General features: G+C 72.8%; 20 protein-coding genes. 13 read left to right on the top strand and 7 right to left on the bottom strand.

What is annotated here, in order from left to right:
* The first annotated feature begins 1 nt into the window (after window position 1).
* Together ACZ5Y0_RS31805 and ACZ5Y0_RS31800 are read left to right on the top strand one after the other, a co-directional pair.
* Window positions 2–1,507, top strand: a complete 1,506-nt coding sequence (locus ACZ5Y0_RS31805; protein ID WP_469132132.1) for an FAD-dependent oxidoreductase — start codon at window positions 2–4, stop codon at window positions 1,505–1,507.
* 106 nt (window positions 1,508–1,613) lie between these two features.
* Complete coding sequence (locus tag ACZ5Y0_RS31800) at window positions 1,614–3,116, top strand: FAD-dependent monooxygenase (RefSeq protein ID WP_469132152.1); 1,503 nt, start codon at window positions 1,614–1,616, stop codon at window positions 3,114–3,116.
* 81 nt (window positions 3,117–3,197) lie between these two features.
* On the opposite strand, the gene ACZ5Y0_RS31795 is transcribed toward ACZ5Y0_RS31800, so the two are convergent.
* Window positions 3,198–4,280, bottom strand: coding sequence for a methyltransferase (locus tag ACZ5Y0_RS31795; protein ID WP_469132131.1), 1,083 nt, complete (start codon window positions 4,278–4,280; stop codon window positions 3,198–3,200).
* A gap of 316 nt (window positions 4,281–4,596) precedes the next feature.
* Here ACZ5Y0_RS31795 and ACZ5Y0_RS31790 point away from each other — a divergent pair, with 316 nt between their 5' ends.
* The 8 genes from ACZ5Y0_RS31790 (at window position 4,597) to ACZ5Y0_RS31755 (ending at window position 13,536) form a co-directional block, all read left to right on the top strand.
* On the top strand, window positions 4,597–4,926 hold the full coding sequence (locus tag ACZ5Y0_RS31790) for a 4Fe-4S dicluster domain-containing protein (protein WP_467520432.1): 330 nt from the start codon (window positions 4,597–4,599) through the stop codon (window positions 4,924–4,926).
* Entirely contained in the window at window positions 4,923–6,905 is a 1,983-nt protein-coding gene (locus tag ACZ5Y0_RS31785) for a hypothetical protein (RefSeq protein WP_469132130.1), read from the top strand. The genes ACZ5Y0_RS31790 and ACZ5Y0_RS31785 overlap by 4 nt, the downstream gene beginning before the upstream one ends.
* Window positions 6,906–6,915: 10 nt before the next feature.
* On the top strand, window positions 6,916–8,304 hold the full coding sequence (locus ACZ5Y0_RS31780) for an amidase (protein WP_469132129.1): 1,389 nt from the start codon (window positions 6,916–6,918) through the stop codon (window positions 8,302–8,304).
* Window positions 8,305–8,331: 27 nt separating this feature from the next.
* Window positions 8,332–9,825 carry a type I glutamate--ammonia ligase gene (locus ACZ5Y0_RS31775; RefSeq protein WP_469132128.1) on the top strand — a complete coding sequence of 498 codons (1,494 nt, stop codon included), beginning with the start codon at window positions 8,332–8,334 and terminating at the stop codon, window positions 9,823–9,825.
* Between the two features lie 51 nt (window positions 9,826–9,876).
* Window positions 9,877–11,163, top strand: a complete 1,287-nt coding sequence (purB, locus tag ACZ5Y0_RS31770) for an adenylosuccinate lyase (RefSeq protein ID WP_469132127.1) — start codon at window positions 9,877–9,879, stop codon at window positions 11,161–11,163.
* On the top strand, window positions 11,147–11,551 hold the full coding sequence (locus tag ACZ5Y0_RS31765; RefSeq protein WP_469132126.1) for a GNAT family N-acetyltransferase: 405 nt from the start codon (window positions 11,147–11,149) through the stop codon (window positions 11,549–11,551). Before purB ends, ACZ5Y0_RS31765 begins: the two co-directional genes overlap by 17 nt.
* A 257-nt stretch (window positions 11,552–11,808) precedes the next feature.
* The gene (locus ACZ5Y0_RS31760) at window positions 11,809–12,474 is read left to right on the top strand and encodes a response regulator transcription factor (RefSeq protein ID WP_469132151.1); all 666 of its coding nucleotides are present in this window, start codon (window positions 11,809–11,811) and stop codon (window positions 12,472–12,474) included.
* Window positions 12,475–13,113: 639 nt separating this feature from the next.
* On the top strand, window positions 13,114–13,536 hold the full coding sequence (locus ACZ5Y0_RS31755) for an enediyne antibiotic chromoprotein (protein WP_469132125.1): 423 nt from the start codon (window positions 13,114–13,116) through the stop codon (window positions 13,534–13,536).
* Between the two features lie 146 nt (window positions 13,537–13,682).
* On the opposite strand, the gene ACZ5Y0_RS31750 is transcribed toward ACZ5Y0_RS31755, so the two are convergent.
* On the bottom strand, window positions 13,683–14,315 hold the full coding sequence (locus tag ACZ5Y0_RS31750; protein WP_469132124.1) for a glyoxalase: 633 nt from the start codon (window positions 14,313–14,315) through the stop codon (window positions 13,683–13,685).
* Between the two features lie 488 nt (window positions 14,316–14,803).
* Here ACZ5Y0_RS31750 and ACZ5Y0_RS31745 point away from each other — a divergent pair, with 488 nt between their 5' ends.
* Entirely contained in the window at window positions 14,804–15,667 is an 864-nt protein-coding gene (locus tag ACZ5Y0_RS31745; RefSeq protein WP_469132123.1) for a helix-turn-helix domain-containing protein, read from the top strand.
* 50 nt (window positions 15,668–15,717) lie between these two features.
* On the opposite strand, the gene ACZ5Y0_RS31740 is transcribed toward ACZ5Y0_RS31745, so the two are convergent.
* The 3 genes from ACZ5Y0_RS31740 to ACZ5Y0_RS31730 all read right to left on the bottom strand — a co-directional run bounded on the left by ACZ5Y0_RS31740 (window position 15,718) and on the right by ACZ5Y0_RS31730 (window position 18,803).
* A complete protein-coding gene (locus tag ACZ5Y0_RS31740; protein ID WP_469132122.1) occupies window positions 15,718–16,848 on the bottom strand; it encodes a nuclease in 1,131 nt (376 codons plus the stop codon).
* A 192-nt stretch (window positions 16,849–17,040) separates the two neighbouring features.
* Window positions 17,041–17,880, bottom strand: a complete 840-nt coding sequence (locus tag ACZ5Y0_RS31735; protein WP_469132121.1) for an ABC transporter permease — start codon at window positions 17,878–17,880, stop codon at window positions 17,041–17,043.
* Entirely contained in the window at window positions 17,877–18,803 is a 927-nt protein-coding gene (locus ACZ5Y0_RS31730) for an ABC transporter ATP-binding protein (RefSeq protein WP_469132150.1), read from the bottom strand. Before ACZ5Y0_RS31730 ends, ACZ5Y0_RS31735 begins: the two co-directional genes overlap by 4 nt.
* Before the next feature lie 224 nt (window positions 18,804–19,027).
* Here ACZ5Y0_RS31730 and ACZ5Y0_RS31725 point away from each other — a divergent pair, with 224 nt between their 5' ends.
* Together ACZ5Y0_RS31725 and ACZ5Y0_RS31720 are read left to right on the top strand one after the other, a co-directional pair.
* Entirely contained in the window at window positions 19,028–19,798 is a 771-nt protein-coding gene (locus tag ACZ5Y0_RS31725) for a gamma-glutamyl-gamma-aminobutyrate hydrolase family protein (RefSeq protein WP_469132120.1), read from the top strand.
* A 54-nt stretch (window positions 19,799–19,852) separates the two neighbouring features.
* Complete coding sequence (locus ACZ5Y0_RS31720) at window positions 19,853–20,359, top strand: carboxymuconolactone decarboxylase family protein (RefSeq protein ID WP_469132119.1); 507 nt, start codon at window positions 19,853–19,855, stop codon at window positions 20,357–20,359.
* A 76-nt stretch (window positions 20,360–20,435) separates the two neighbouring features.
* Here ACZ5Y0_RS31720 and ACZ5Y0_RS31715 read toward each other — a convergent pair whose 3' ends face one another.
* Both ACZ5Y0_RS31715 and rfbB read right to left on the bottom strand, forming a co-directional pair.
* Window positions 20,436–21,854: an NDP-hexose 2,3-dehydratase family protein gene (locus ACZ5Y0_RS31715; protein ID WP_469132118.1), complete on the bottom strand. Its 1,419-nt coding sequence runs from the start codon at window positions 21,852–21,854 to the stop codon at window positions 20,436–20,438.
* Entirely contained in the window at window positions 21,815–22,795 is a 981-nt protein-coding gene (gene rfbB, locus ACZ5Y0_RS31710) for a dTDP-glucose 4,6-dehydratase (RefSeq protein ID WP_469132117.1), read from the bottom strand. The genes ACZ5Y0_RS31715 and rfbB overlap by 40 nt, the downstream gene beginning before the upstream one ends.
* Between the last annotated feature and the right edge of the window lie 32 nt (window positions 22,796–22,827).

Raw genomic sequence — 22,827 nt, 5'->3', positions numbered from 1 at the left:
CATGGCCGCCGTCCCGCACTCCGAGGACCGGATGCCGCCCACCGGGCCCGCAGAGACGGTCGACACCCAGGTGATCGTCGTCGGAGCGGGCCCCGTCGGCCTGCTCCTCGCCGGTGAACTGGCCCTGCGCGGCATCCAGGTGACGCTCGTCGAGCGGCGCCACGGCCCGACCACGGAGTCCCGCGCCTCCACGCTGCACGCGCGCACCATGGAGCTGCTCGACAGCCGCGGCCTGCTCGCGGACCTCGGCAACCCGCCGTGCGAGCCGCGCGGCCACTTCGGCGGCATCCCCCTCGACCTGACCCTGCCCGGCCCCTACCCCGGCCAGTGGAAGGTCCCGCAGACCAAGACCGAGTCCGTCCTGGAGGAGTGGGCCCTCGGTCTCGGCGCCGACCTCCGATGCGGACACACCCTGCACGCCGTGGACGACCGGGGCTCCCACGTCGAGGCCGCCGCCACCAGCCGCCACGGCGCCCGCGTCACGCTGCGCGCCGACTACCTCGTCGCCTGCGACGGCCAGGACTCCACGGTGCGCGGCCTGACCGGAGCCGACTTCCCCGGCACGCCGGCCGCCCGCGAGCTGTTGCGCGCCGACGTCGAGGGCCTCGACATCCCGAACCGGCGCTTCGAGCGGCTCCCCGGCGGCCTCGCCATCGCCGCCCGCAACCCGGCAGGCGTGACCCGGGTGATGGTGCACGAGTTCGGCGCCGCGGCCCGCGACCGCGCCGGCGACCCGCACTACGACGAGATCGCCGCCGCGTGGAAGCGGGTGACCGGCGAGGACATCACCGGCGGCACGCCGCTGTGGGTCAACCACTTCGACGACGAGAACCGGTGCCTGACCCGCTACCGGCACGGCCGGGTGCTGTTCGCCGGAGACGCCGCCCACCGTCAGACACCCATCGGCGGTCAGGCTCTCAACCTCGGCCTCCAGGACGCCTACAACCTCGGCTGGAAGCTCGCCGCCGCCGTCGACGGCACCGCCCCCGCCGGACTCCTGGACAGCTACGACACCGAACGCGCGGCAGTGGGCGCGGCCGTCCTCGGCAACATCCGCGCCCAGGCCCTGCTGCTCCTGGGCGGCCCCGAGGTCGAGCCGCTGCGCACGGTCCTCGCCGAACTCATCGCGTACGAGGACCTGCGCGCGCACCTCGCCGGAATGATCAGCGGCCTCGATGTCCGCTACGACGTCGGCGGTCCCGAGCATCCGCTGCGCGGGGCCCGCCTGCCGCACGTCGGGCTCCGCACCGGCGAATTCGTCTGCACCGCGGCAGACCTGCTGCGCTCCGGACGCGGGCTGCTCCTGGGACTGGGCGGGCCACCGCCGCGCGTCGACGCCGCCCCGGCCGACCGCATCGACACGGTCACCGCCGAGGCGGCACCCGGCTCGCCCCTCGACGGCACGTCCGCCGTCCTGGTCCGGCCCGACGGCTACGTCGCCTGGGCGGGCGGGCGGGACGGGCACGGGCTCGCCGAGGCCGTCGGACGGTGGTTCGGCTCCCGCTGAGACGCCGCTCCCCGCCCGCGCGACCGCTCCGGCCTCGCCACCCCGCCTCCACCGAGCACGGACCATTGATGACTGAGAGGGATTCCACGACATGCAGGACACCACGATGGACGCCGACGTCATCGTCGTAGGCGCAGGTCCGACCGGACTGATGCTCGCGGGTGAACTCCGCCTGGGCGGGGCCGAGGTGATCGTCATCGACAAGCTGGCCGAGCCCACCGGCCAGTCCCGCGGTCTCGGCTTCACCGCTCGCGCCATGGAGGTGTTCGACCAGCGCGGGATCCTCCCCCGCTTCGGGCAGGGCGAGAGCCTGGAGGTCAGCGCAGTCGGCCACTTCGGCGGCGTCCAGTTCGACTTCACCGCCCTCGAGGGCGCCCACTTCGGCGCCCGCGGCATCCCGCAGAGCCAGACCGAGGCGGTCCTCGCCGAGTGGGCCTCCGACCTCGGCGCCGACATCCGTCGCGGACACGAGGTCCTCGCCCTCGCCGACGGCTTCCTGGACGGCGACCACGCCGAGGTCACCGTCGGCACCCCGGACGGCGTACGGCGTATGCGCGCCCGCTACCTGGTCGGCTGCGACGGCGGCAAGAGCACGGTGCGCAAGCTCGCCGGGATCGGCTTCCCCGGCACCGAGGCGACCCGCGCCATGTTCCTCGCCGACATCACCGGCCTCGACCTCAAGCCCCGCTACCTCGGTGAGACCCTGCCCAACGGCATGGTGATGGCCGCCCCCCTCAAGGAGGGCGTGCACCGCATCATCGTCTGCCCGCACGGCGCCGCCGCCCGCAGCGCCGACGACACCGTCACCTTCGAGGAGGTCGCCAAGGCGTGGGAACACATCACCGGCGAGGACATCAGCGGCGGCGGCGCCGAATGGGTCAGCTTCTTCAGCGACGCCACCCGCCAGGCCGCCGAGTACCGGCGCGGCCGGGTGCTGCTCGCCGGTGACGCCGCCCACATCCACCTGCCCGCCGGCGGCCAGGGCCTGAGCACCGGCGTGCAGGACGCCGCCAACCTCGGCTGGAAGCTCGCCGCCGTCGTCACCGGCCGCGCCGGCGACGCCCTCCTCGACACCTACCACGCCGAACGCCACCCGGTGGGCCGCCGCCTGCTGATGAACACCCGTGCCCAGGGCATGGTCTTCCTCGGCGGCGACCAGGCCGAACCGCTGCGCGGGATCATCACCGAACTCACCGGCTACGACGTGGTCCGCCGCCACCTCGCGGGCGTCGTCTCCCACCTCGACATCCGCTACGACATCGGCGGGGACGGCGCCGCCGCCCACCCGCTGCTCGGGCGCCGCCTGGCCAGGCTCCCGCTGACCGGCCCCGACGGCGAGACCGACACCTTCCGGCTGCTGCACGCCGGCCGCGGTCTGCTGCTCGACCTCGCCGACGACGCCCGCGTGCGCGAGGCCGCGGCGGCCTGGTCCGGCCGCGTCGACGTCGTCACGGCCACCGCCTCCCCGTCCGACCGCGGCGCGGTCTTCGCGGGCGCCGAGGCGGTGCTGGTCCGCCCCGACGGCCACGTCGCCTGGACCGGAGACGGCGGCGCCGACGGCCTCGGCCCCGCCCTCGCCCGCTGGTTCGGCGCACCCGCCGAGGACTGACCGGCGTACCGGCGACGGACGTACGCGACGAGGGGCGCCGCCCGGACCACCGGGCGGCGCCCCTCGTCGGCGCTCAGGCCGCTACCGGACACTCGCCTCCACGACCGAGATCGCCCCCGCGGTCTCCACGACCCGCTCCAGCCGGAAGCCCGCCTCGGCCAGCAGCCGCGCGTACTGCCCGGCCGTGCGCTCCTTGCCGCCCACGAGCAGCATCAGCCACAGGTCGACCAGCTTCGAGGCGTGCGCGGCGTTCGGCTTGTCCGGCACGACCATCTCCATCAGCAGCAGGCGCCCGCCCGGCCGCATCGCGGCCCGGACGTTGCGCAGGATCTCCAGGGCCTTCTCCTCGGGCCAGTCGTGCACGATGTGCTTGAGGACGTAGGCGTCCCCGCCCTCGGGCACCGGCCCGAACAGGTCGGCGGCCACCACCTCGCACCGGTCGGCGACCTGCTGCTCGGTCAGGTACTCCGCCGCACCGTTCTCGTCCACCCGCGGGTCGGCGAGGATCCCCCGCACGCCCGGCGACTTCCTCAGGATGCCCGCGAGCAGTTCGCCGCGCCCGGCGCAGAAGTCCACGACCGTGCCGAACCGGGAGAAGTCGTACGCGGCCAGGATCGGCTCGGTCTCGGTGGCGGACATGGCGCCCATGCCCTTCATGAACACCTCGCCGTACTCCGGCTTCGCCTCGAGGAACTCGAAGGCCGTCATGCCGCGCAGCTTCGGCAGGCTCGGCTCTCCGGAGCGCACCGCGTCGACGAAGTGCGACCAGTCCTCCCAGTGGATCGGATGTCCCATGAGCACCGCGATGCCGCGCATCGACATCGGCGCGTCCTCCAGCAACGCCTCAGCCATCGGCGTCAGTTCGAAGCCGCCGTCCTCGCGCTCGGCGAAGATGCCGTTCGAGGCGAGCAGCCGCAGCAGCCGGTGCAGCGTCTCCGGGTGGGCGCCGACCCTCCCGGCGAGCCGTGCGACGGGCAGCGGACCGTCGCGCAGCGCCTCGGCCACGCGCAGCTCCGCGGCGGCGTAGACGGCCTGGCTGAGCATGGCGCCCTGGACTATTTCGAGCAGCGAGAACGGTGCGGGGGCCAGCTTTCGTGCCAGCCTCTGCAGACCGGTACGCACGCCTTCGACGGCTCGGACGACACGGGCGGGCGGCAGCGGCATGGGTTCCTCCGTGGTGGGCGGCGAGCGGCCGGGTGGTCCGCCCGCGGCGGGCAGGTCGGCGCGCCTGCGGCCGGCAACCGCCGGGCACGCCCCGGACACCGAGGATCCGGTGGCGCGGACGGGCCGCGCTCGCGGACGGCTGGAGCCACGCCCGTGCCGTGCGGGCCGGGCAGGGCCGCGGGCGGGGGTCCGGCACGGCCCGCGCAGCTCCAGCCGGTCCCCACCCGCGCTCCGGGGGCAGTCGAGAGAGCCCGGTGACGATGGGGACCGTCCGTCTCGGCCGTGGCCGAGAAGAGTCCCGGAGGGGGCCGATCCCGTGAAGAAGCTTGCCTCGTCTGCCGCGCTGTCGGAGCGCGCCGAGCGCATCGCCCGACGCTCGCGCGCCGACAACTGGAAGAAGCCGCCGCGGCGCATCGAGCCGTCCGAGTGCATCACCTGCGACAGCTGCCTGCGCGGCTGCCCCGCGGAGTTCGGCGCGGTCTTCGACCGCGGCCTGGACGTGGTGATCGTCCCCGAACTCTGCTCGGGCTGTCCCGCCTGCGTCCTGGAGTGCCCGGTCGACTGCATCTACGTCGACGAGGACTGGACCCCCACCGACGACGCGATGTGGAACCACGTCGAACTCACCGCCGAGAGTGCCGCATGAAGGATCCCGCAGGGCGCCACGAGTCCCGCCGCGCCGTACATGCGAGGAAGCGCATCAGCCGCCGTCCCAGCCGGCTCGGCCTCCCCGCCGGGAGCACGGTCACACCGGACCGCGTCCGCGAACCGGACGCCGGCTTCCCCGGACTGCTCAAACGCGTCTGGCAGCGCGCGGCCGAGGCCCGGGATCTGCGATCGAGCCTCGACGTGCTGCTCACCCTCGACGGACACGTCCCCGGCGACATCCAGCTGCGTGCCCTGAACTCCGCCGAGCAGGCCGCCCTCACCGCGCTGTGCGGACTGGACTGGCGCGACGCCGACGGCGGCGCCGAGGCGTCCACCGATGCGGCCGGGATACGGGCGGCGGCGACCACGGAACCCGGCGCCGAACCCGGTGGACCCGGCGAACCGCCCGCCTTCCGCGGTGAGATCGGCCTCACCACCAGCGGCCGCATCGTCGTGCGCACTCCCGATGCCCGCCCCCTCGACCCCCGTGACCTGGTCGGCGGTGTCCGCCGCGTGCCGTGGAGCCGCGCGGCCCTCGCCGTCTACCGGCGGGAACTTGACCGCGCCCGCGAGCGGCGCGCCGCCTCCGTCGCCGACTGCCGCGCCTGGCTCGCCGGGCAGGGCCCCGAGGGCCGCGACGCGCTGGTCGCCCAGGCCAGGGAGGCGGCCCTGCGCACCGCCCCGTTCGTCCTCTACCAGGAGGACACGCAGTACACGAACTTCCGCGGCCGCAACACACTGACCGGCAAGACCCTGTGGCCCGGTCACCCCGACTGCGCGCTCAGCGCCCTGCACGGCCTTCCGCTGGACCTCTGGTCGGACCAGGACGCCCAGTTGGTCGTCTGCCTCACGCTGCTCATCCGCTCGGCCGGCTTCGGCCGGGTCGAGGAGGCCAACGGCACCCAGCTGACCCTCGACCACGTCGCGTACACGCTGGAGCGGGTGCGTCGCGCCTACAACGCCGTACCCGGAGCCGAGCCGGTGCCCGCCCCCGCCTCCCACCGGGTCGCCGACCTCGACCGGCTCGCCGTCGCGCTGCGCGAGCGCCGGCGGTCGGTGGGCCGCGACGCCCAGCTCTACCGCGAGATCCACGGGGCGCTGATGCACAAGGTGGAGCGCGTGGCCGCCGCCCCCGGTCCCGCCGCCCGCGCCCGTCAGGACGCCGTCGCCGAGCACCTGCGCACGCGGCTGCCGCTGACCGGTGACACGCTCGCCGACCTCGGCCGGGAGCTGGCCGCCGCGCCCGGCTGGCTCGCCCGGCCGCACGGCGCCTTCGGAACCGGCCTGGAGTCCCTGGTGTACGAGAGCGTGGCCGCGACCGTCACCGCCTTCGGCGCCGACTTCGCGATGAGCCGCGGCATGCGCTCGCTGCCCGGCCTCGTGCGCGCGCTGCGCGGCGAGAACTGGGCGGAGATCTGCGACTGGGACATCACCCACTTCTTCTGCTGTGTGGTGCCGCGCCCGGAGGCCGCCGCCCACTTCGGCGGCTCCGAGGCCGCGCTCGCCGACGCCGCCTGGGCGATGTCCTCGCGGATGCAGTACAACTCGTGGCACTTCGTCGCCGGCAACCTGCCGCGGGTTCCCGAGGTGGTGGCCCGCGACCACTTCGTCCCGCCCGTCATCCCGGACGTCGCGTTCTTCTCGGACCAGCACCATCACGGGCACGTCAACAACAACGTGCGGTTCTCCCTCCGCTCCCCGCAGGCCGTCGAGGTCGACGGGCGCCGGTTCGACGGCTTCATGGACCTCAGGCTGCTGCGCTGCGCCGGTGACCCGTTCGACGAGCAGGACCTGCTCGCCGCGCACCAGGTGTCGGCCTTCATCGCCCGCGCCACCTCGCTCGCCGCCGAACTGGTCGCCGCCGGGTCCGAGCTGGAGGTCACCGCGTTCGACTCCGGCTGGCACTGGACGGCCATCACGGGCCGGGGACCCGCGGGCTCGGACTCGCTGGCCGGCCAGGTCCGCCGAGCGTCCTGAGGGGAGACCGATGACCGCCCGCGGCGTCAGCCACACCAGGGACCTCCTGCGGCGGGGCGAGCTGTCCGCCGTCGAGCACACGACCGCCGTCCTGACCGCCGCTCGCGAGCGGGACACGCTCGACGCGTACGTCGCCGTCGCGGGCGAGGAGGCGCTGCGAGCGGCGCGGCGCGCCGACGCGCGGATCCGCGAACTCGGCGCCGACGCCTGGCGGACCCTGCCGCTGCTCGGCGTCACCGTCTCCGTGAAGGACCTGTTGCAGACCCGCGACCTGCCCACCGTCCGCGGCTCGCTGCTGCCCAACGACCGGCCGCGCGAGGACGCCCCCGCCGTGGCCCGGCTGCGCGCCGCCGGAGCCGTCGTCGTCGGCAAGACCGCCACCTCCGAGTACGGTTGGAGCGCCTCGACGGTCGGCCGGGTCGCCCCGCCCACCCGCAACCCCTACGACCCGCGCCTGACCGCGGGCGGCTCCAGCGGCGGCGCCGCCGCCGCGGTGGCCACGGGCCTGTGCGACGCCTCCCTGGGCACCGACGGCGCCGGATCGATCCGGATTCCCGCGGCGTTCTGCGGCGTCGTCGGCTACAAGCCGACCCTGGGCCGCATCCCGTACGTCCCCAACAGCGCCGACCGGCTCGCCCACCAGGGCCCCCTCGCCCGGACCGTGGCCGACGCCGCGCTGCTCGGGCAGGTCATGGCGGGCCCGCACCCGGCCGACCCCGACTCCGGCCTCGGCTCCCTCGACGCACCGCGCGCCGACCGGGTGCTCAGGATCGGCTGGATCGAGTACGACGGCACCGCCGACGAGGTCCGCCAGGTCACCGAACAGGCCCGCCTGGCCCTGCTGGGCCAGGGCCACCTGGTCGAGGACGTCGAGCTGCGCTGCACCGACCTGTACCCCGCACTCGTCGACCTGCTCGCCGCCTGCGAGGCGGCCGGGGCCCGCCCCGAGGACGACGAGTGGACCGACCCCGGCCGCCTCGAGGTGATCCGGTACGGGCGCACCCTCAGCGGCACCGACGTGATCCGCGCCGAAGAGGTCCGCCAGGGCCTGCGCACCACCCTGCGCACCGTCATGGACCACTACGACGTCCTCGCCATGGCCACCGTGCCCGTCGAGCCGTTCGCCGCCGACGCCATCGGCCCGTCCTGGGCGGCCGACCCGCGGGACCTGCGGTGGCTGGCCTGGGCGCCCGCCTCGTACCCCTTCAACATGACCGGCCAGCCCGCGCTGTCGCTGCCCGCCGGACTCACCCGCTCCGGCCTGCCGGCGGGCCTGCAACTGGTCGGCCCCGTCGGCGGGGACGACCTGGTCCTCTCGCTCGCCGGGCGCCTGGAGTCGGACCTCGGCACACCGGTGCCGCCCACCGCGCGGGCCCTGGAGCCCGCGGCCGCCCGGTAACTCACGCCCTGTGGAAAGGACGTTCCCATGTACGTCAGGTCATGGTCCTCGCCCGCCGCGGAGGGCAGCGTCGGGCGGCCCTCGTTCGTGGCCGATCACGGGCTGTGGGACGAAGCCCGGACCGCCGCCGCCGAGCGGATCGAGGCGAGCCTCGCCGCATTCGACTTCGTCCGCCTCGTCTTCGGCGACCCGCACGGACTGGCCCGCTCCAAGACCCTCACCGCCGAGGCGTTCCGCGCCGTGCTGCGCAACGGCATGAACTTCAGCCCCGGCCCGTTCGTCTTCGACACCGGGCACGCCGTCGCCGTCGACTTCCTCGGCGACCACGGCATCGGCGTCGACGAGATCGCCGGCGCCGGGAACTTCGTCCTCGTCCCCGACCCGCTCACCTTCCAGCCCCTGCCCGGCGGCGACGCCCGCACCGCCTGGGTGATCGGCGACGAGTACCTGCGCGACGGCAGCCCGCACCCGCTGTCCTCGCGGGCCGTGCTGCGCCGCGTCGTCGACCGGTACACCGAGCACGGCCTCGCCCCCCTCCTCGGCCTGGAAGTCGAGTGGTACCTCACCCGGCGCCTCGACGACGAGCCCGGCAACACCGGCAACGGCTTCGGCCTCCAGGGCCGGGCACCGCGCGTGGCGGCCCTGAACGCCGGCTACCAGTTCAACCTCGACGCCCACTACGACACCATCGCCCCCCTGACCGACCCGCTCGCCCTGCACCTGCTCGCCCTCGGCCTGCCCCTGCGGTCGATGGAGCACGAGTCCGGGCCCGGACAGGTCGAGACGACGTTCAGCCCGATGTCCGCGCTGGACACCGCCGACGCGATGCTGCTCTTCCGCACGGTCACCAAGAGCTGGTGCGCCCGCCGCGGCCACCACGCCTCCTTCATGTCGCAGCCGCTCCTCGACGCCGCCGACCCCAGTGGCTGGCACCTCAACCAGTCGGTCACGGACCTCGCCTCGGGCGGCAACCTGTTCGGCACCGAGGGCCCCTCCGGCGGATTGTCCCCACAGGGCAAGGCGTACGCCGAGGGGCTGCTGTCCTGGGCGCGCGAGCTGTTCCTGCTCTCGGTGCCCACCGTCAACGGCTACCGGCGGCTCGCCGCCGAGCACACCCTCGCACCCACCCGGCTCGGCTGGAGCCAGGAGGACCGCAGCGCGATGCTCCGCGTCGTCGGCCACGGCGCCGGGGCGCACATCGAGAACCGGATCGGCGAGCCGTGCGCCAACCCGTACCTGACCATCGCCGCGCAGTTGTTCGCGGGACTGGAGGGCCTGACCGCCCAGGCCGCGCCCGCGGGGGCCGACGACGCCGGTCCGGTGCCGCAGCAGCTGCGCGAGGCCCTCGACGCCTTCCGCGCCGGCCGCGCCGCCCGGCTGCTCGGCGAGCCGCTCGCCGCCTGCCTGGTCAAGCTCAAGGAGAGCGAGCTGCGCCGCTACGAGGCCTGGCGCGTGCAGGCGGCGCCCGCCCCCGGGCAGGTCACCGAGTGGGAGCAGCGTGAGTACTTCGGTGCCTACTGACCTCCACCGAGCCCCTGTCCCCAGCCGCTGTTCTCCCGACGAAGGCCTCGCATGATTCCCCGTTACACGCTGCCCGAGATGGCCGGCCTCTTCTCCGACCGGTCCCGCTACGCCACCTGGGTGCGGGTGGAGATCCTCGCCTCCGAGGCGCAGGCCGCCCTCGGCCGCGTACCGCACGAGGCGGTCGAGGACATGCGCCGCGCCCGTGTCCCGGACCCGGAGCGCGTCGCCGAGATCGAGCGGGAACGCGACCACGAGGTGCTCTCCTTCCTCGCCGCCTACTGCGAGGACATCCCCGACTCCTCCGCGCGGTGGGTGCACCTCGGCATGACCAGCTACGACCTCGTCGACACCGCGCTCGGCCACACCCTGGCCCGCGCCACGGACCTGCTCACCGACGCCGCCCGGCGGTTGCGCCGGGTCCTGACCGAACGGGCCCTGGAGCACTGGGACACCGTGATGGTGGGCCGCACCCACGGCATGCACGCCGAGCCCACCAGCTTCGGGCACAAACTCGCCGGACACGCCTTCGCCGTGGACCGCTCGCTGCGCCGGCTCGCCGCCGCCCGCGAGGCCGTCGCCGTCGGTACCGTCTCCGGCTCCGTCGGCACCTACGCGCTGATCGACCCGCTCGTCGAGGAGCACGTCTGCGCCGCCCTCGGCCTCGCCGTCGAGCCCGCCCCCAGCCAGGTCGTCGCCCGAGACCGGCACGCCCAGCTCCTTCAGGCCGTGGCCACCCTGGGCGCCTGCGTGGAACAGATCGCCCTGGAGCTGAGGCTGTTGCAGCGCACCGAGGTCCGTGAGGTCGAGGAGGCGCGCACCGGCGCCTACCAGGGCTCCAGCGCCATGCCGCACAAGCGCAACCCCACCACCAGCGAACGCCTGTGCGGACTGGCCCGCCTGCTGCGCGGCTACGCCGACACCGCACTGGAGAACGTGGCGCTCTGGCACGAACGCGACCTCGCCCACCAGTCCGTGGAGCGGGTGATCCTGCCGGACAGCCTCTGTGTCGGCCACTTCCAGGTGACCAAGGCCGCCGATTTGGTGGCCTCGCTCACCGTCGACGCCGACCGGATGCGGGCGCACGTCGACCAGACCGACGGCCTCGTCTACAGTTCCTCGGTCCTCGCCGAACTCCTCGGCGACGGCATGGAGCGCGAACGCGCCTACCGCAGTGTGCAGGCCGCGGCCAACCACACCCTGGCCACGGGCGAGCACTTCGGCGCGTCCCTGGCCAAGCAGGGCATCGACCTGGCCGGACTGGGTCCCGAGCGCTTCCTCACCCACCACGATGTGATCCGCACCCGATTGGAGAAGCTGCATGAGCTGGAAGATTGACCGGGTCGACGGCGCCGCGCTCGACCTGGACGAGGTCCTCGGCGTCTACCAGGCCTCGGGCCTCGGCGAGCGGCGTCCGGTCGGGGACCGGGACCGGTTCGCGGCCATGGTCGAGAACGCCAACCTCGTGCTGGTCGCCCGCGACGACGAGGGCACGCTCCTCGGCATCGTGCGCGCCGTCTCCGACTTCTCCTACGTCACCTACGTCTCGGACATCGCCGTCGTACGGGACCACCAGCGCTCCGGCATCGGCCGCGCCCTGATCGAGGCCACGCGAGGCGAGGCCCCGGACGCCAAGCTCGTGCTGCTGTCCGCGCCCGCGGCGGTCGACTACTACCCGCACATCGGATTCACCCGCCACGAATCGGCTTGGGTACTCAACCCGTAGGACCCTCGATGCCGGTGGAACCCCGCTCCTCACGGGGGCAGCCGGGGCTGTACCGGGGCTCGACCGCGCTTGCCTAGATTCAGGGTCAGGGCGGGACCGGGACCCGCGCACAGCACCGCACCCCCGGGGGAGGCATGACCGTGACATCGGCACAGGCGCTGCTCGACACCCGCCCGCCCGTCGGCCCCGCCCCGGCCGTCCCCCGGCCCGCGCGGGACCACGAGCCGGCGGCCACCGGCCACGGTGCCGCCGTCTCGATGCCCTCCGGCCGCCGCGTCCTCGTCGTCGACGCCGACAACGCCTGCGCCGAATCCCTGGTCACCCAGTTGCGCCGGCACGGTCACGAGGCCTTCGGCGTCCGGCGCGGCGAGGCCGCGCTGCGCGCCCACGAGGACGCCGATCTCGTCCTCCTGGACCTCGAACTGCCCGACCTGGACGGCCTGGAGGTCTGCCGCGCCATCCGCGCCGTCAGCCGGGTGCCCGTCATCATCGTCACCGCCCGCGCCTCCGAACTGGACTGTGTCCTCGGTTTGCAGGCGGGCGCCGACGACTACGTCGCCAAGCCGTACGGCCTGCGCGAGCTGATGGCCCGCATCGAGGCCGTGATGCGGCGTGCCGAGTGGCAGCCGGCCGCCGCCCGCGAGATCCGGCACGGCCGTCTGCACATCGACGTGGGGGCCCGCGAGGTCCTGGTCGGCGGTGAGGAAGTCGCCCTGACCCGCAAGGAGTTCGACCTCCTGTGCCTGCTGGCCTCGCATCCGGACACCGTCATCCCGCGCAAGCAGCTCCTCCAGCAGGTCTGGGGCGACTCCTGGTCCCGCCGCACCGTCGACACCCACGTCAGCAGCCTGCGCGGCAAACTGGGCGACAGCGGCTGGATCGTGACGGTACGCGGCGTCGGCTTCATGCTCGGCAACCCCTAGGCGACATCTCGTCGACGTACGCCTCGCGCCGGACGGGCGTTCCGGCCTGTGCCCCGGCAGCGAGGTAGTGGCCGGCTGCCCGGACGGCGCGCGCCCCGGCAGCGAGGTGGCGGCCGGCTGCCCGGACGGCGCGCGGCTCGGTGGTCCACCTCCGCACGCCTCGGCTTCGGCGCGGGAGCCGGCCACGGGCCGGACACACGGGCGTCGGGAGCCATGGCCCGGTCGGTTCATCTCCGTTCCAGGGCCTCGGCTCCGTCCCCGGACTTCGGCTCAGGAGCCGGCTACGTCCCCGGCGCGCGGGCGGGAGCCACGGCCCGGTCGACCACCACGGTGCGCACAGCGCCGCACGCTGCGCCGCCCGGTCAACCACGGCGCTGCGCGCAACACTGCGCATCACACGGAGCCATGGCCCGGTCAACCACGCGCTGCGCACACACCGCACGCTGCCCATCAGAGAGCCATGGCCCGGTCGACCGCCTCGGTGCGCACAGCGCCGCACGCTGCGCATCACGCTTCCCGGAGAGTCGAGCGGACTTCGAGCGGACTTCGAGCCGGTCTCATGCGTTCCGGTCGACTCTGGGTGAGGCGCGATCACAAGAACGCGTCGTTCCACTTCCGCTTTCCGCACCCAATGGGGAGATGAACATGCAGATCCGCTCGCGTCTGACCAAGGCCGGCATGCTGGGTTCCGCCGTCGTGGCCGCCTTCGCCGTCTCGACCGCTCCGGCCTCCGCGGCCGCGGCGGTGACCGCCTCGCCCAGCAGCGGTCTGGCCGACGGACAGACCGTGACCGTCACCGGCACCGGGTTCCCGGCGGGTGCCCAGGTCGCCGTGTCGCAGTGCCGGGAGAACACCACCTGCACCGACACGCTGGCCAAGGCCACCGTCGGTGCCAACGGCACCTTCACCGCGCCCTACACCGTGCGCAAGCAGTTCGCGGCCACCGACTGGAGCACCGGCACCGGTACGTCCGTGACCGTCAACTGCGCCGTGCAGCAGTGCCAGCTGGTCGCCTACCTGGATGCCACCGGCCCGGTCGGTACCAAGATCTCCTTCGGCTGAGGCGCGCCCAGGTCCCCTCGGACAGCAGCCCACCGATCGGTGCCCGCTAGCGGCACCGCTCGGTGGGCGCGTTCGTTTTCCGGCCGTCCCCGGAACAGGTTCCGCCGTCCGGAACAGGTTCCCGCCGTCCCCGTGACAGGACGTCCTCAGGCCGAGGCGGACGCCACCGGCGTGGCCTCCCAGGCGAAGCCGTCCGGGTCGGTGAAGGCGCCGGCGGTGCTGCCGAGCACGATGCGGTGCGAACCGCTGCCCTCCTCGGGCACACCGACGTCCTTGGCCAGGCCCCGGCGCTTGTACAGCGCCAGCTTGACGGGGGCGGCGTCGTCGGAGGCGAACTCGGCGTACTTGCCGCCGAAGCTCTTCGCGACGGACAGGCCCTGCTCGACGTAGAACTGCTTGCTCGCCTTGACGTCCTCGACGCCCAGCAGGAGCACGAGGTCGTCGACCTTCCGGGTGGCGGGGCCAGTGTTCTTCTTCGAAGAGGTCGCCACCTTCCAGATCGTGCCGTCGGGGGCCTGCACGACGCCGCCGTAGCCCCACAGGGACTTGGAGGCCGGCTTCAGCGAGGTGGCACCGGCCTCGAGGGCGGAGCCGATGAAGCTGTCGACGTCGGCCGGCTGGGAGACGGTGATCGACATCGTGAACCCGCGGAATCCGGTCGTCGGCGCATCGGAGGCGCGCAGACGCAACCGCGGGCCCAGCCCGAAGGCGGCGGAGTAGAAGCGTTCGGCGGCCGTGGGGTCGGCCACCTCCAGGGTGACGGATGCGAGGGAGGTCATGCCGATCACTCTAGCCCCGGGTATTCAACGGAGTTGGGGAACCTGACGCCCCGACAGCAGTACGACGCCGCCTGCCGGCCGGCCGCCGGGAAGGCGCCGGGGTGCCGGCGCACCCGGCCGTCGCGATGCGCCGGGGGCGGCGAACCCGTCCGAGGCCGAGCGGCTCCGGCTGGACGTGCGGCGAGAGCCTCGACGTCCAGCGCCCGTGGGTACTCCCGGTCGATCCGGTCGCGGCGCTGTATTGCCAGGTCACGCGGGTGCTGCGCGGCGATCCGTGCCTGCCGCCGGGCGGGGTGGCACATGACCGAGCCTCTCTCGGCCGATGTCGGAGCGCGGCTTGCTCAGGCGGCCGTGGGCCCGGCCCCGGGGTTCTCGATTCCTGACGTTCTCCTGGCGGGAACCTGTAGCGGTTCCCGAGTGCGGCTCGAGCGGATCGCGATGCTCACGAGCCACCCTGTTGAGCGGATCGACACGTGGTGAGGTGAGCTATGGACGCAGCAGTGGAGAGGGCGGTCGCGTACATGCGCGAGCGATTCGGCGATCCGCTGACCGTCACGGATATCGCCCGGAACGCTCTGCTCAGCCGTTTCTGTTTCTCGCGCGTGTTCAAGGAGGAGACCGGGGTGAGTCCCGGAAAATTCCTCGCCGCGGTTCGTATTCACGAGGCGAAGAAGCTGATCGACGGCACCTCGATGACCATTGCGGAAATATGCGGTGCGGTCGGATACACCAGCCTGGGTTCTTTCACCCATTCCTTCACGACCGGTGTCGGCCTGTCTCCCGGCCGGTTCCGCCGGCTGTGCCGTGACGGGGGGGAGGGAGTGCCGGGACCGCAGCCGGGACCGAGCCCGCGACACGGCTCGGTCGCCGGCACGGTCGGACTGCCGCGGGGTCACGGGAACGCGCGCGTGTTCCTGGGGGCCTTCGCCACGGCCGTCGTCCAGTACCCGGCTGTCGCCTCGGCTGTCATCGACGTCCCGAGCGACCGTCCGTCCTGCTACTCCCTGCGGAACGTCCCCGAGGGGCGCTGGCACCTGCTCGCGGTGGCGGTGGCCGTCGGCACCGGTCACGATCCGCAGGCCGTACGGACCGCGCTCGTCGGGGGCGACGGCACCAGGACCGTGACCGTCACCGCCGGGGACGTCACCAGCGCGGCGGTGCGGCTGCGTCCGGCCCGCCCCGTCGATCCGCCGGTGCTGCTCGCGCTGCCCGATCTCGAACCACCGTCGACCGTCGTGCCGCACCCCGGATGCGCCGCCACCACCCCGCCTTCGGCCGGGCCGGGACGGGGCCGGGCCGCCGCGAGCCGACTGCGGGTGGTGTCCGGAGCGCCGGTGCCGTCAGGGGCGTGAGGGCGACGGTCCGGGTCTGAGGGCATCGGTCAGGGGTCTGGGGGCGACGGTCAGGGGCCTGAGGGCGACAGCTTGCGGCACAGCTCCTGCCGGGCCTTCATCCGCTCGGCGAGCTGGCACCACTCCTTGCCGATGTGCTCGGCGATCGGGGCGACGACGCCGAGCCAGTGCGGCGGGACGGCGTCGACGAGCCGTCGCCCGTCCTCACCGGGCTCGATGGCGTGGGACTGCATCCAGCGCAGCAACTCCCGGCCGCCCGCGGTGTAGCGGATGGCGGGGTCGGTGGCCATCTTGGCCGCCACCGCCGCCCAGGTGGGCGGGGTTTCGGTGTGGTTCCTGCGCTGCGGCGGCGCGGCCTCGACGCTTGCGGCCACCCGCAGCGGCACCCGGCGGGCGCCGCCGGCGGCCACCTCGGCCGACGCCGGCACGTCGTCGGGCGGTGGCACGGACTGCACGGGCCGCACGTGCTGCGGGCGTGCGGCGTGCGTGCGCCGCCCGTTCCGTTCGGGCCCCTCGCCGCGCCGTAGCCGTGCGCTGACGTCGTGCACCGTGCCCAGCGACACGTCGGTGGCCCTGGCGACCTGGCGCAGCGGGGCGTCCGGATGGGCGGCGATGTACTCGGCGGCGCGCCGCCTGCCCTCGCCGGCGTCCACCGGACGCCGCCTGCCGTCCTGGCCGATGCGCTTGCCGCCCTGCGGCGTCGCGACCGCGGACCGGTCGCGCAGCGACGCGATCGTCTTCGCGCTCAGCCCGGCGATGCCCGCGATGGCGCGGTCGGACCAGTCGGGGTGGGAACCGAGGACCCGCTGGGCTCCGGCGACACGGTCGGCCCGCGACAGCGGCAGGCCGTGCAGTCCGTTCGCCTTCATGGCGATGACGAGGGCCTCGGAGTTGGAACAGTCGAGGAAACGGGCCCGGATGCTCTCGTCGCCCATGAGCCGGGCGGCCTCCAGCCGGTGCAGCCCGTCGATGACCCGGCAGCCGTCCACCTGGACGAGAATGGGGGGAAGCTCCGCCGAATCCGCGGCATCGACGAGAAGCCGGACATGAGCGGCGTCCGTTCCGCCCTGACGCAGAGAAACTCCGGGAGAGAGCGCGGCGATGGGAACTTCACGTGCCGGGAGTTTCTCGAAGTTCTTCAGGTCGAATTCGCTGTGCGCCGACGATCCGGCGCCCTCCATCCGGACGAGACTGAATGCACTCGTTATCGAGACGGCTTGCGCGTTCCTCTGAGACATTCCTGTGACTCCCTCTCTGCTGCCGCTGCCGAAGAGGGTCGCAGGAGGGTCTCCAGCCGCAGTGGAGGGCAGGTCGACGTTGCCTGGAAACACGGCTCCGCGGGCGTCCGCCGAGGGGGCGGACGCCCGCGGGGGTCAGGCGTCCCTGCGCCGCAGCTGCACCGCCGCGACGGCCAGCAGGACGGCCGTCCAGAGCGCGAGCACTCCGAGGCCCTCCCACGGTCCCAGCAGATCGCCGGCGCGGGCGTGCTGCTGGGTGATCATGAAACCGGCCTCCGTGGGGAGCCAGGCGTGGATGCGCTCGCCCACGCTGCCGGGCAGCAGGCCCGCCATCGGGGTGATCACCAGGACGAAGCCGATGACGACGGTGATGCTCGCCGCGGTGTGCCGGATGATCGCGCCGACGGCGAGGGCGAACAGGCCGAGCAGGGCGAGGTAGAGGCCGCAGCCGACGACGGCCCGCAGGACGCCCGGATCGCCGATGGCGACCGGCGCCTTGCCGTCCATGATCGGCGCACCGATGAAGAAGGAGCCGAACGCGGTCAGTTCGCCCACCGCCAGGACCAGCAGCGCGAACACCGCTCCCTTGGCCGCCAGTACGGGCACCCGCCGGGGCACCGCGAGCAGGCTGGCACGGATCATGCCGGTGGAGTACTCGGAGGCGATCGCCATCACGCCCAGCACACACACCGCCAGCTGGCTGAGCAGGATGCCGCTGCCCAGGATGGTGCCCGTCGGGTCCAGCCGCATCTCCGCCTGCTGGGCGGGATCGGTCTTGTCCCAGTTCGCGATGCCCATCTGGAGGAACAGCGCGGTGAACACCAGGGTGAGCACGACCAGGATGGCGAGCGACCAGACGGTGGAGCGCACGGAGCGGATCTTCGTCCACTCCGAGAGCATCAGGCTCCCGAAGCCCGGCTCGCGGTCCTCGGCGACCGAGCCGGACGCGGCGACGGGTGCGGTCGTGGCGGTCACTTCACACCTCCGGCGGCGGGCACGCCGGCGTCGTACTCGACGGCGTCCTTGGTCAGTTCCATGAAGGCCTCCTCGAGGGAACCTCGCCGGGTCGACAGCTCGTGCAGCACCAGGCCGTCGGCGGCGGCGAGTTCGGCGATGCGCGGAGCCTCGAGCCCGGTGACGTCGAGGTCGCCCTCGTCGGTGTGGGTGACGGTGGCGCCCTGGCGCTTGAGCAGCTCGGCGAGCTGCGCCCCGTCGGGCGTCCTGACCAGCACGGAGCGCTCCGTGCTGCGCTCGATGAACTCCTCGGTGGAGCAGTCGGCGACCAGCCGGCCGCGGCCGATGACGATGAGGTGATCGGCGGTGACGGCCATCTCGTTCATCAGATGACTGGAGACGAAGACCGCGCGGCCCTCGGCCGCGAGCGACTTCATCAGGTTCCGGATCCAGAGGATGCCCTCGGGGTCGAGACCGTTGACGGGTTCGTCCAGGACCAGCGCGGCGGGATCGCCGAGCAGCGCGGCGGCGATGCCGAGCCGCTGCCCCATGCCGAGGGAGAAGCCCCCCGCCCGCTTGCGGGCCACCGAAGCCAGCCCGACCTGCTCGATGACCTCCTCGACCCGGCGCCGGCCGATGCCCTGGGTCTGCGCGAGGCAGAGCAGGTGGTCGTAGGCACTGCGGCCGGTGTGGACGGCGCGCGCTTCCAGCAGCGCCCCGACCACCCGCAGCGGCCGGGACAGCTCGCGGTAGGGCACGCCGTTGATGGTGGCGTCACCGGCGTCGGGCTTGTCGAGTCCCAGCAGCAGTCGCATCGTCGTGGACTTGCCTGCGCCGTTGGGGCCCAGGAAGCCGGTGACCCGGCCGGGCTCGACCGTGAACGACAGGTCGTTCACGGCGGTCTTGTCGCCGTAGCGTTTCGTGAGGTTCTTGGCCTCGATCATGGTCACCTCGGTTGAATGGCTGCGAGAGTTTCGCTGGGGCAAAATCCCCCGGCCACCTGTGATAGCAGGATCGCTATCTGTTCAGTAGTCGCAGCCTGGAGCGGCCCGTGAACGATGGCCCGCGCATCACGCCACAGATATTTTGGCGGCTCCGCCTGTCCGGGGAAGCGTATGTTTCATCTGCTTACTTTCCTCGGTTGAACCCGGAAACCATGAGGGTGGTCATGAATTCAGTCACGAACGGTCCGGTGCCCGCCCGGCGGCGGCCGGTGATCGGCATCTGCGCGCGGACGGCGCCGGTCACCCTCCAGGGCGGCGACCTGGTCGTGGCCCTGGCCCTCCAGTCGCACGTGGCCTTCCTGGCCGAGGCGGGCTGCGCGCCCCTGCTGCTGCCGCTGCTGCCGGGGGCCGAGGAACTGGTCGGCCGGCTCGACGGGTTGCTGGTCCCGGGCGGCCCCGACCTGGACCCGGCGCTGTACGGCGCGGACGCCCACCCGGCGACCCGGGTGATGAGCCCGGACGCCGACCGCGTCGAACTGGCGCTGCTGCGCGCGGCATTGGACGCCGAACTGCCCGTGCTGGCGATCTGCCGCGGTATGCAACTGCTCAACGTGCTGCACGGAGGCACCCTCCATCAGCACCTGTCGGACGTCACGGGCCACGACGGCCACCGTCCGCGAACGGAGGCCTTCACCCTCGGCCGCCAGCCGCTGAAGCTGCTGCCCGGCAGCCGGATCGCCGGCATCCTCGACGAGGACGAGCCGGAGACGGCATGCCACCACCACCAGGCGGTGGACCGGATCGGCAGCGGCCTCACCGTCACCGGTCGGGCCGGGGACGGGACCGTCGAGGCCGTGGAAGTCACGGACCACCCCTTCGCGATCGGGGTGCAATGGGAATCCGGGCACACGGCCGACAAACGACTTCACCAAGCCCTCGCACACGCCGCCGGACGCCTGCGGAAAGAGCCGGCCGCCGCAATTTCGATTCATTGAGAAAAGGCGACCCCGAGGGCAAACTGATTTCCGATCCCCATGCGAAGGAGAATTATGTCGCCGCGGATGCCCAACCCCTCGTTGGTGGTTCCCGACGTTCTTCCGCCCATGCGCGCACTGGTCAAGGCCGTCAACAGCGTCGGCGTGCCACTTCAGACGCTCGTGCTCGTGCACCTGAGGGTGAGTCAGATCAACGGCCGGACGGTCCACCTGCCCATGAAGCCCAAGGAGTTCGAGGAGGCGGGGGAGGAGGACCGCCGTCTGCCGCTGGTGGAGACCTGGCGGGAGCAGACCTGCTTCACCGACGCCGAACGCTCGGTGCTGGCACTGGCCGAGGCCGCCACGCGTATCAACGACCGTGAGGACCCGGTGTCGGACGAGGTCTGGGACGAGGCCGCCAGGCACTGGACCGAGGTGCAGCTGGCCGCCGTGGTCCTGCACATCGGGCTGGTCAACCTCTGGAACCGGGTCAACGTCGTCACCAAGCAGGAGGCGGTGGACTGGCGCATCAACCCCAAGAAGTGGACCCCGATGACCAGCCGGCTCCCTGCGGCGCAGTAGCCCCTTCGGACCTCATCAGGCCCTGTCCGGCGGAACCCCCCGGACAGGGCCTGATGTCGTTCGCGGACTGTCCCGCTCAGGGCGCGCCGCTGTCCCGTACCGCCGCGTCGAGGACGGCGAGCAGCGTCCGGGCCTGCACGTTGACGTAGCGGCTGTGCTCGGCGAGCCAGTTCAGCTGGCCCGGCGTGACCCAGTGGTATCCCGGGGGCGGCTGGGTGGGCGTCGTCGCCTCGTCGGTCTCGACGATCAGATAGCGGCTCTCGGCGTTGAGGAACCGGCCGCCCTCCTCGGAGTGCACCGTCGAGTAGCGGACGCGGTCGGGCGAGGCGTTCACCATCACGTCCAGGAAGGGCGGACGGTCCTCGGCCGGGAGAGGCGTGTAGTTCGACGGTACGCACTGCACGGTCGGCGCGAGTTCGACGGTGTCGAGGAAGCCTCCCTCGACGCGCGCGTGCGCCAGGACGTGCGGGACGCCGTCGAAGACCCGGTAGGCGAAACCGACGACGCCGCGCTCCACGGGTTCGATGATCGGCTGGGTCCAGCCGGCCACCTCACGGCCGGCGCCCTCGACCGACACCGCCACCACCCGGAAGAACCTGCCGTCGGTACGGCTGACGGAGTACGCGTCGGTCCGCCACCCGGCGATCTCGCGCAGCGGCATGAGACGGGCGTGGACGTCGTGCCGGGCCCGCTCCCCGGTGAACCAGGCCAGCAGGTCGGAGTCGGACGACAGCGCCCTCGTCTCGGCCGGCACCGCCGGAGCACTCGCCAGCACGGTGCGCGCGTCCATGTTCACGACGTTGTCCAGGCGGAGCAGCCGCAGGATCTGGCCGAGGGTGAGCCAGCAGAAGGAGTCGTGGACGGGGACGTCGCCGTCCACCTCGACGATCATGTTGCGGTTGCGTTTCTGGAAGAACCAGGCGCCGTGCTCGGATTGCAGGACGTCCGTGAGCACCTGCTCCCGCCGGGGGGCGAGGAAGTGCTCCAGGTACTTCACCTCGGTTCCGCCGTGTGCCTTGGTGTAGTTGCTGCGGGTGGCCTGCACGGTGGGGGAGAGCTGCACCAGGTTGGGGTTGCCCGGCTCCATCTTGGCCTGCATCAGGAAGTGGAGGACCCCGTCGAACTCCTTGGCCAGGATGCCGAGGATGCCGATCTCCGGCTGCACGATGATCGGCTGTTGCCACTCGGCCTGCGGCCTGACCACGTGCAGTCCCTCGACGGTGAAGAACCGCCCGCTGCTGTGCCGCAGGTTCCCGGTGTCCGGGGTGAACGACCAGTCGTCGAGTGCGGCGAAGGGGATCCGCCGGACCACCGTCCCGCCGGAGCGTCGGTTCAGGTCCAGCCAGCCCGGCACCTCGGAGGTCGCGGTGTGCGCCCCCTCGACCGTCGCGGCCGACAGCGCCAGGCGCTCGGCGACCCCCGTCCTGGCACGCGGAACCAGCTGTGCCGGGGCGCTCACGGCCGACCACCGCTCTCCTTGAGCGGCTTCCACCATCTGGGGTTGTCCCGGTACCAGGCGACGGTCTCGGCCAGCCCGGTGTCGAACGCGGTCAGCGGCCGGTGGCCGAGCTCCCGCTCGATCCTGCCCTGGTCCAGGGCGTAGCGCCGGTCGTGGCCCTTGCGGTCGGTGATGTGCTGGATCATGTCCGGTCCCGCCCCGCACAGCTCGGCGAGCCGGTGGGCCAGCTCCAGGTTCGGCACGGCCGTGCCGGCGCCGATGTTGTATGCCTCGCCCGCCCTGCCCTCGGTGAGGACCCGCTGCACCGCGCGGCAGTGGTCGTCCACGTGCAGCCACTCGCGGATCTGCCCGCCGTCACCGTAGACGGGTATGGGGCGTCCTTCGAGCAGGTTGGTGACGGCGAGCGGGATGAACTTCTCCGGATGCTGGTAGGGCCCGTAGTTGTTGGAGCACCGGGTGACCGAGACGTTCAGCCCGTGGGTGCGGAAGTAGGCCAGGGCGATCAGGTCGGAGGCCGCCTTGGACGCGGCGTAGGGCGAGTTGGGCAGCAGCGGGGACTCCTCGGTCCACACGCCCTCCTCGATGGAGCCGTACACCTCGTCGGTCGAGATGTGCACCACGCGCTCGACGCCGGCTGCCAGGCAGGCTTCGAGCAGCGCCTGCGTGCCCTCCACGTTGGTGCGGACGAACGCCGCGCCGCTGGCGATCGAACGGTCGACATGGCTCTCGGCCGCGAAGTGCACCACCGCGTCCTGACCGTCGAGCACGTCGCTCAGCAGCTCCCGGTCGAGGATGTTCCCGTGTGTGAAGGACAGCCGCGGATGCGAGTCGGGGAGGTTGTCACGGTTTCCCGCGTAGGTCAGCGCGTCCAGGACCGTGACACGCGCGTCCTCGAAACCCGGATACCCCCCGTCGAGCATGGTCCGTACGTAATGCGAGCCGATGAATCCGGCACCGCCGGTGACGAGGATTTTCATGCGATCACATCGCAGTCGGAATTCCACGCTCG

The sequence above is a fragment of the Streptomyces sp. NPDC033216 genome (genome assembly GCF_055577115.1).
This window is presented reverse-complemented; position numbering and strand designations above follow the sequence as displayed.

Bases quoted from the DNA above. Each gene is read 5' to 3' on its own strand.
- ACZ5Y0_RS31730 (WP_469132150.1), bottom strand. From the start codon at position 18,803: ATGATCGAGGCCAAGAACCTCACGAAACGCTACGGCGACAAGACCGCC.
- ACZ5Y0_RS31740 (WP_469132122.1), bottom strand. From the start codon at position 16,848: ATGGAGGGCGCCGGATCGTCGGCGCACAGCGAATTCGACCTGAAGAAC.
- ACZ5Y0_RS31795 (WP_469132131.1), bottom strand. From the start codon at position 4,280: ATGCCGCTGCCGCCCGCCCGTGTCGTCCGAGCCGTCGAAGGCGTGCGT.
- ACZ5Y0_RS31755 (WP_469132125.1), top strand. From the start codon at position 13,114: ATGAACATGCAGATCCGCTCGCGTCTGACCAAGGCCGGCATGCTGGGT.
- purB (WP_469132127.1), top strand. From the start codon at position 9,877: ATGATTCCCCGTTACACGCTGCCCGAGATGGCCGGCCTCTTCTCCGAC.
- ACZ5Y0_RS31800 (WP_469132152.1), top strand. From the start codon at position 1,614: ATGGACGCCGACGTCATCGTCGTAGGCGCAGGTCCGACCGGACTGATG.
- ACZ5Y0_RS31785 (WP_469132130.1), top strand. From the start codon at position 4,923: ATGAAGGATCCCGCAGGGCGCCACGAGTCCCGCCGCGCCGTACATGCG.
- ACZ5Y0_RS31750 (WP_469132124.1), bottom strand. From the start codon at position 14,315: ATGACCTCCCTCGCATCCGTCACCCTGGAGGTGGCCGACCCCACGGCC.
- rfbB (WP_469132117.1), bottom strand. From the start codon at position 22,795: ATGAAAATCCTCGTCACCGGCGGTGCCGGATTCATCGGCTCGCATTAC.
- ACZ5Y0_RS31775 (WP_469132128.1), top strand. From the start codon at position 8,332: ATGTACGTCAGGTCATGGTCCTCGCCCGCCGCGGAGGGCAGCGTCGGG.
- ACZ5Y0_RS31765 (WP_469132126.1), top strand. From the start codon at position 11,147: ATGAGCTGGAAGATTGACCGGGTCGACGGCGCCGCGCTCGACCTGGAC.
- ACZ5Y0_RS31745 (WP_469132123.1), top strand. From the start codon at position 14,804: ATGGACGCAGCAGTGGAGAGGGCGGTCGCGTACATGCGCGAGCGATTC.
- ACZ5Y0_RS31780 (WP_469132129.1), top strand. From the start codon at position 6,916: ATGACCGCCCGCGGCGTCAGCCACACCAGGGACCTCCTGCGGCGGGGC.
- ACZ5Y0_RS31715 (WP_469132118.1), bottom strand. From the start codon at position 21,854: ATGGTGGAAGCCGCTCAAGGAGAGCGGTGGTCGGCCGTGAGCGCCCCG.
- ACZ5Y0_RS31760 (WP_469132151.1), top strand. From the start codon at position 11,809: ATGCCCTCCGGCCGCCGCGTCCTCGTCGTCGACGCCGACAACGCCTGC.
- ACZ5Y0_RS31720 (WP_469132119.1), top strand. From the start codon at position 19,853: ATGTCGCCGCGGATGCCCAACCCCTCGTTGGTGGTTCCCGACGTTCTT.
- ACZ5Y0_RS31805 (WP_469132132.1), top strand. From the start codon at position 2: ATGGCCGCCGTCCCGCACTCCGAGGACCGGATGCCGCCCACCGGGCCC.
- ACZ5Y0_RS31725 (WP_469132120.1), top strand. From the start codon at position 19,028: ATGAATTCAGTCACGAACGGTCCGGTGCCCGCCCGGCGGCGGCCGGTG.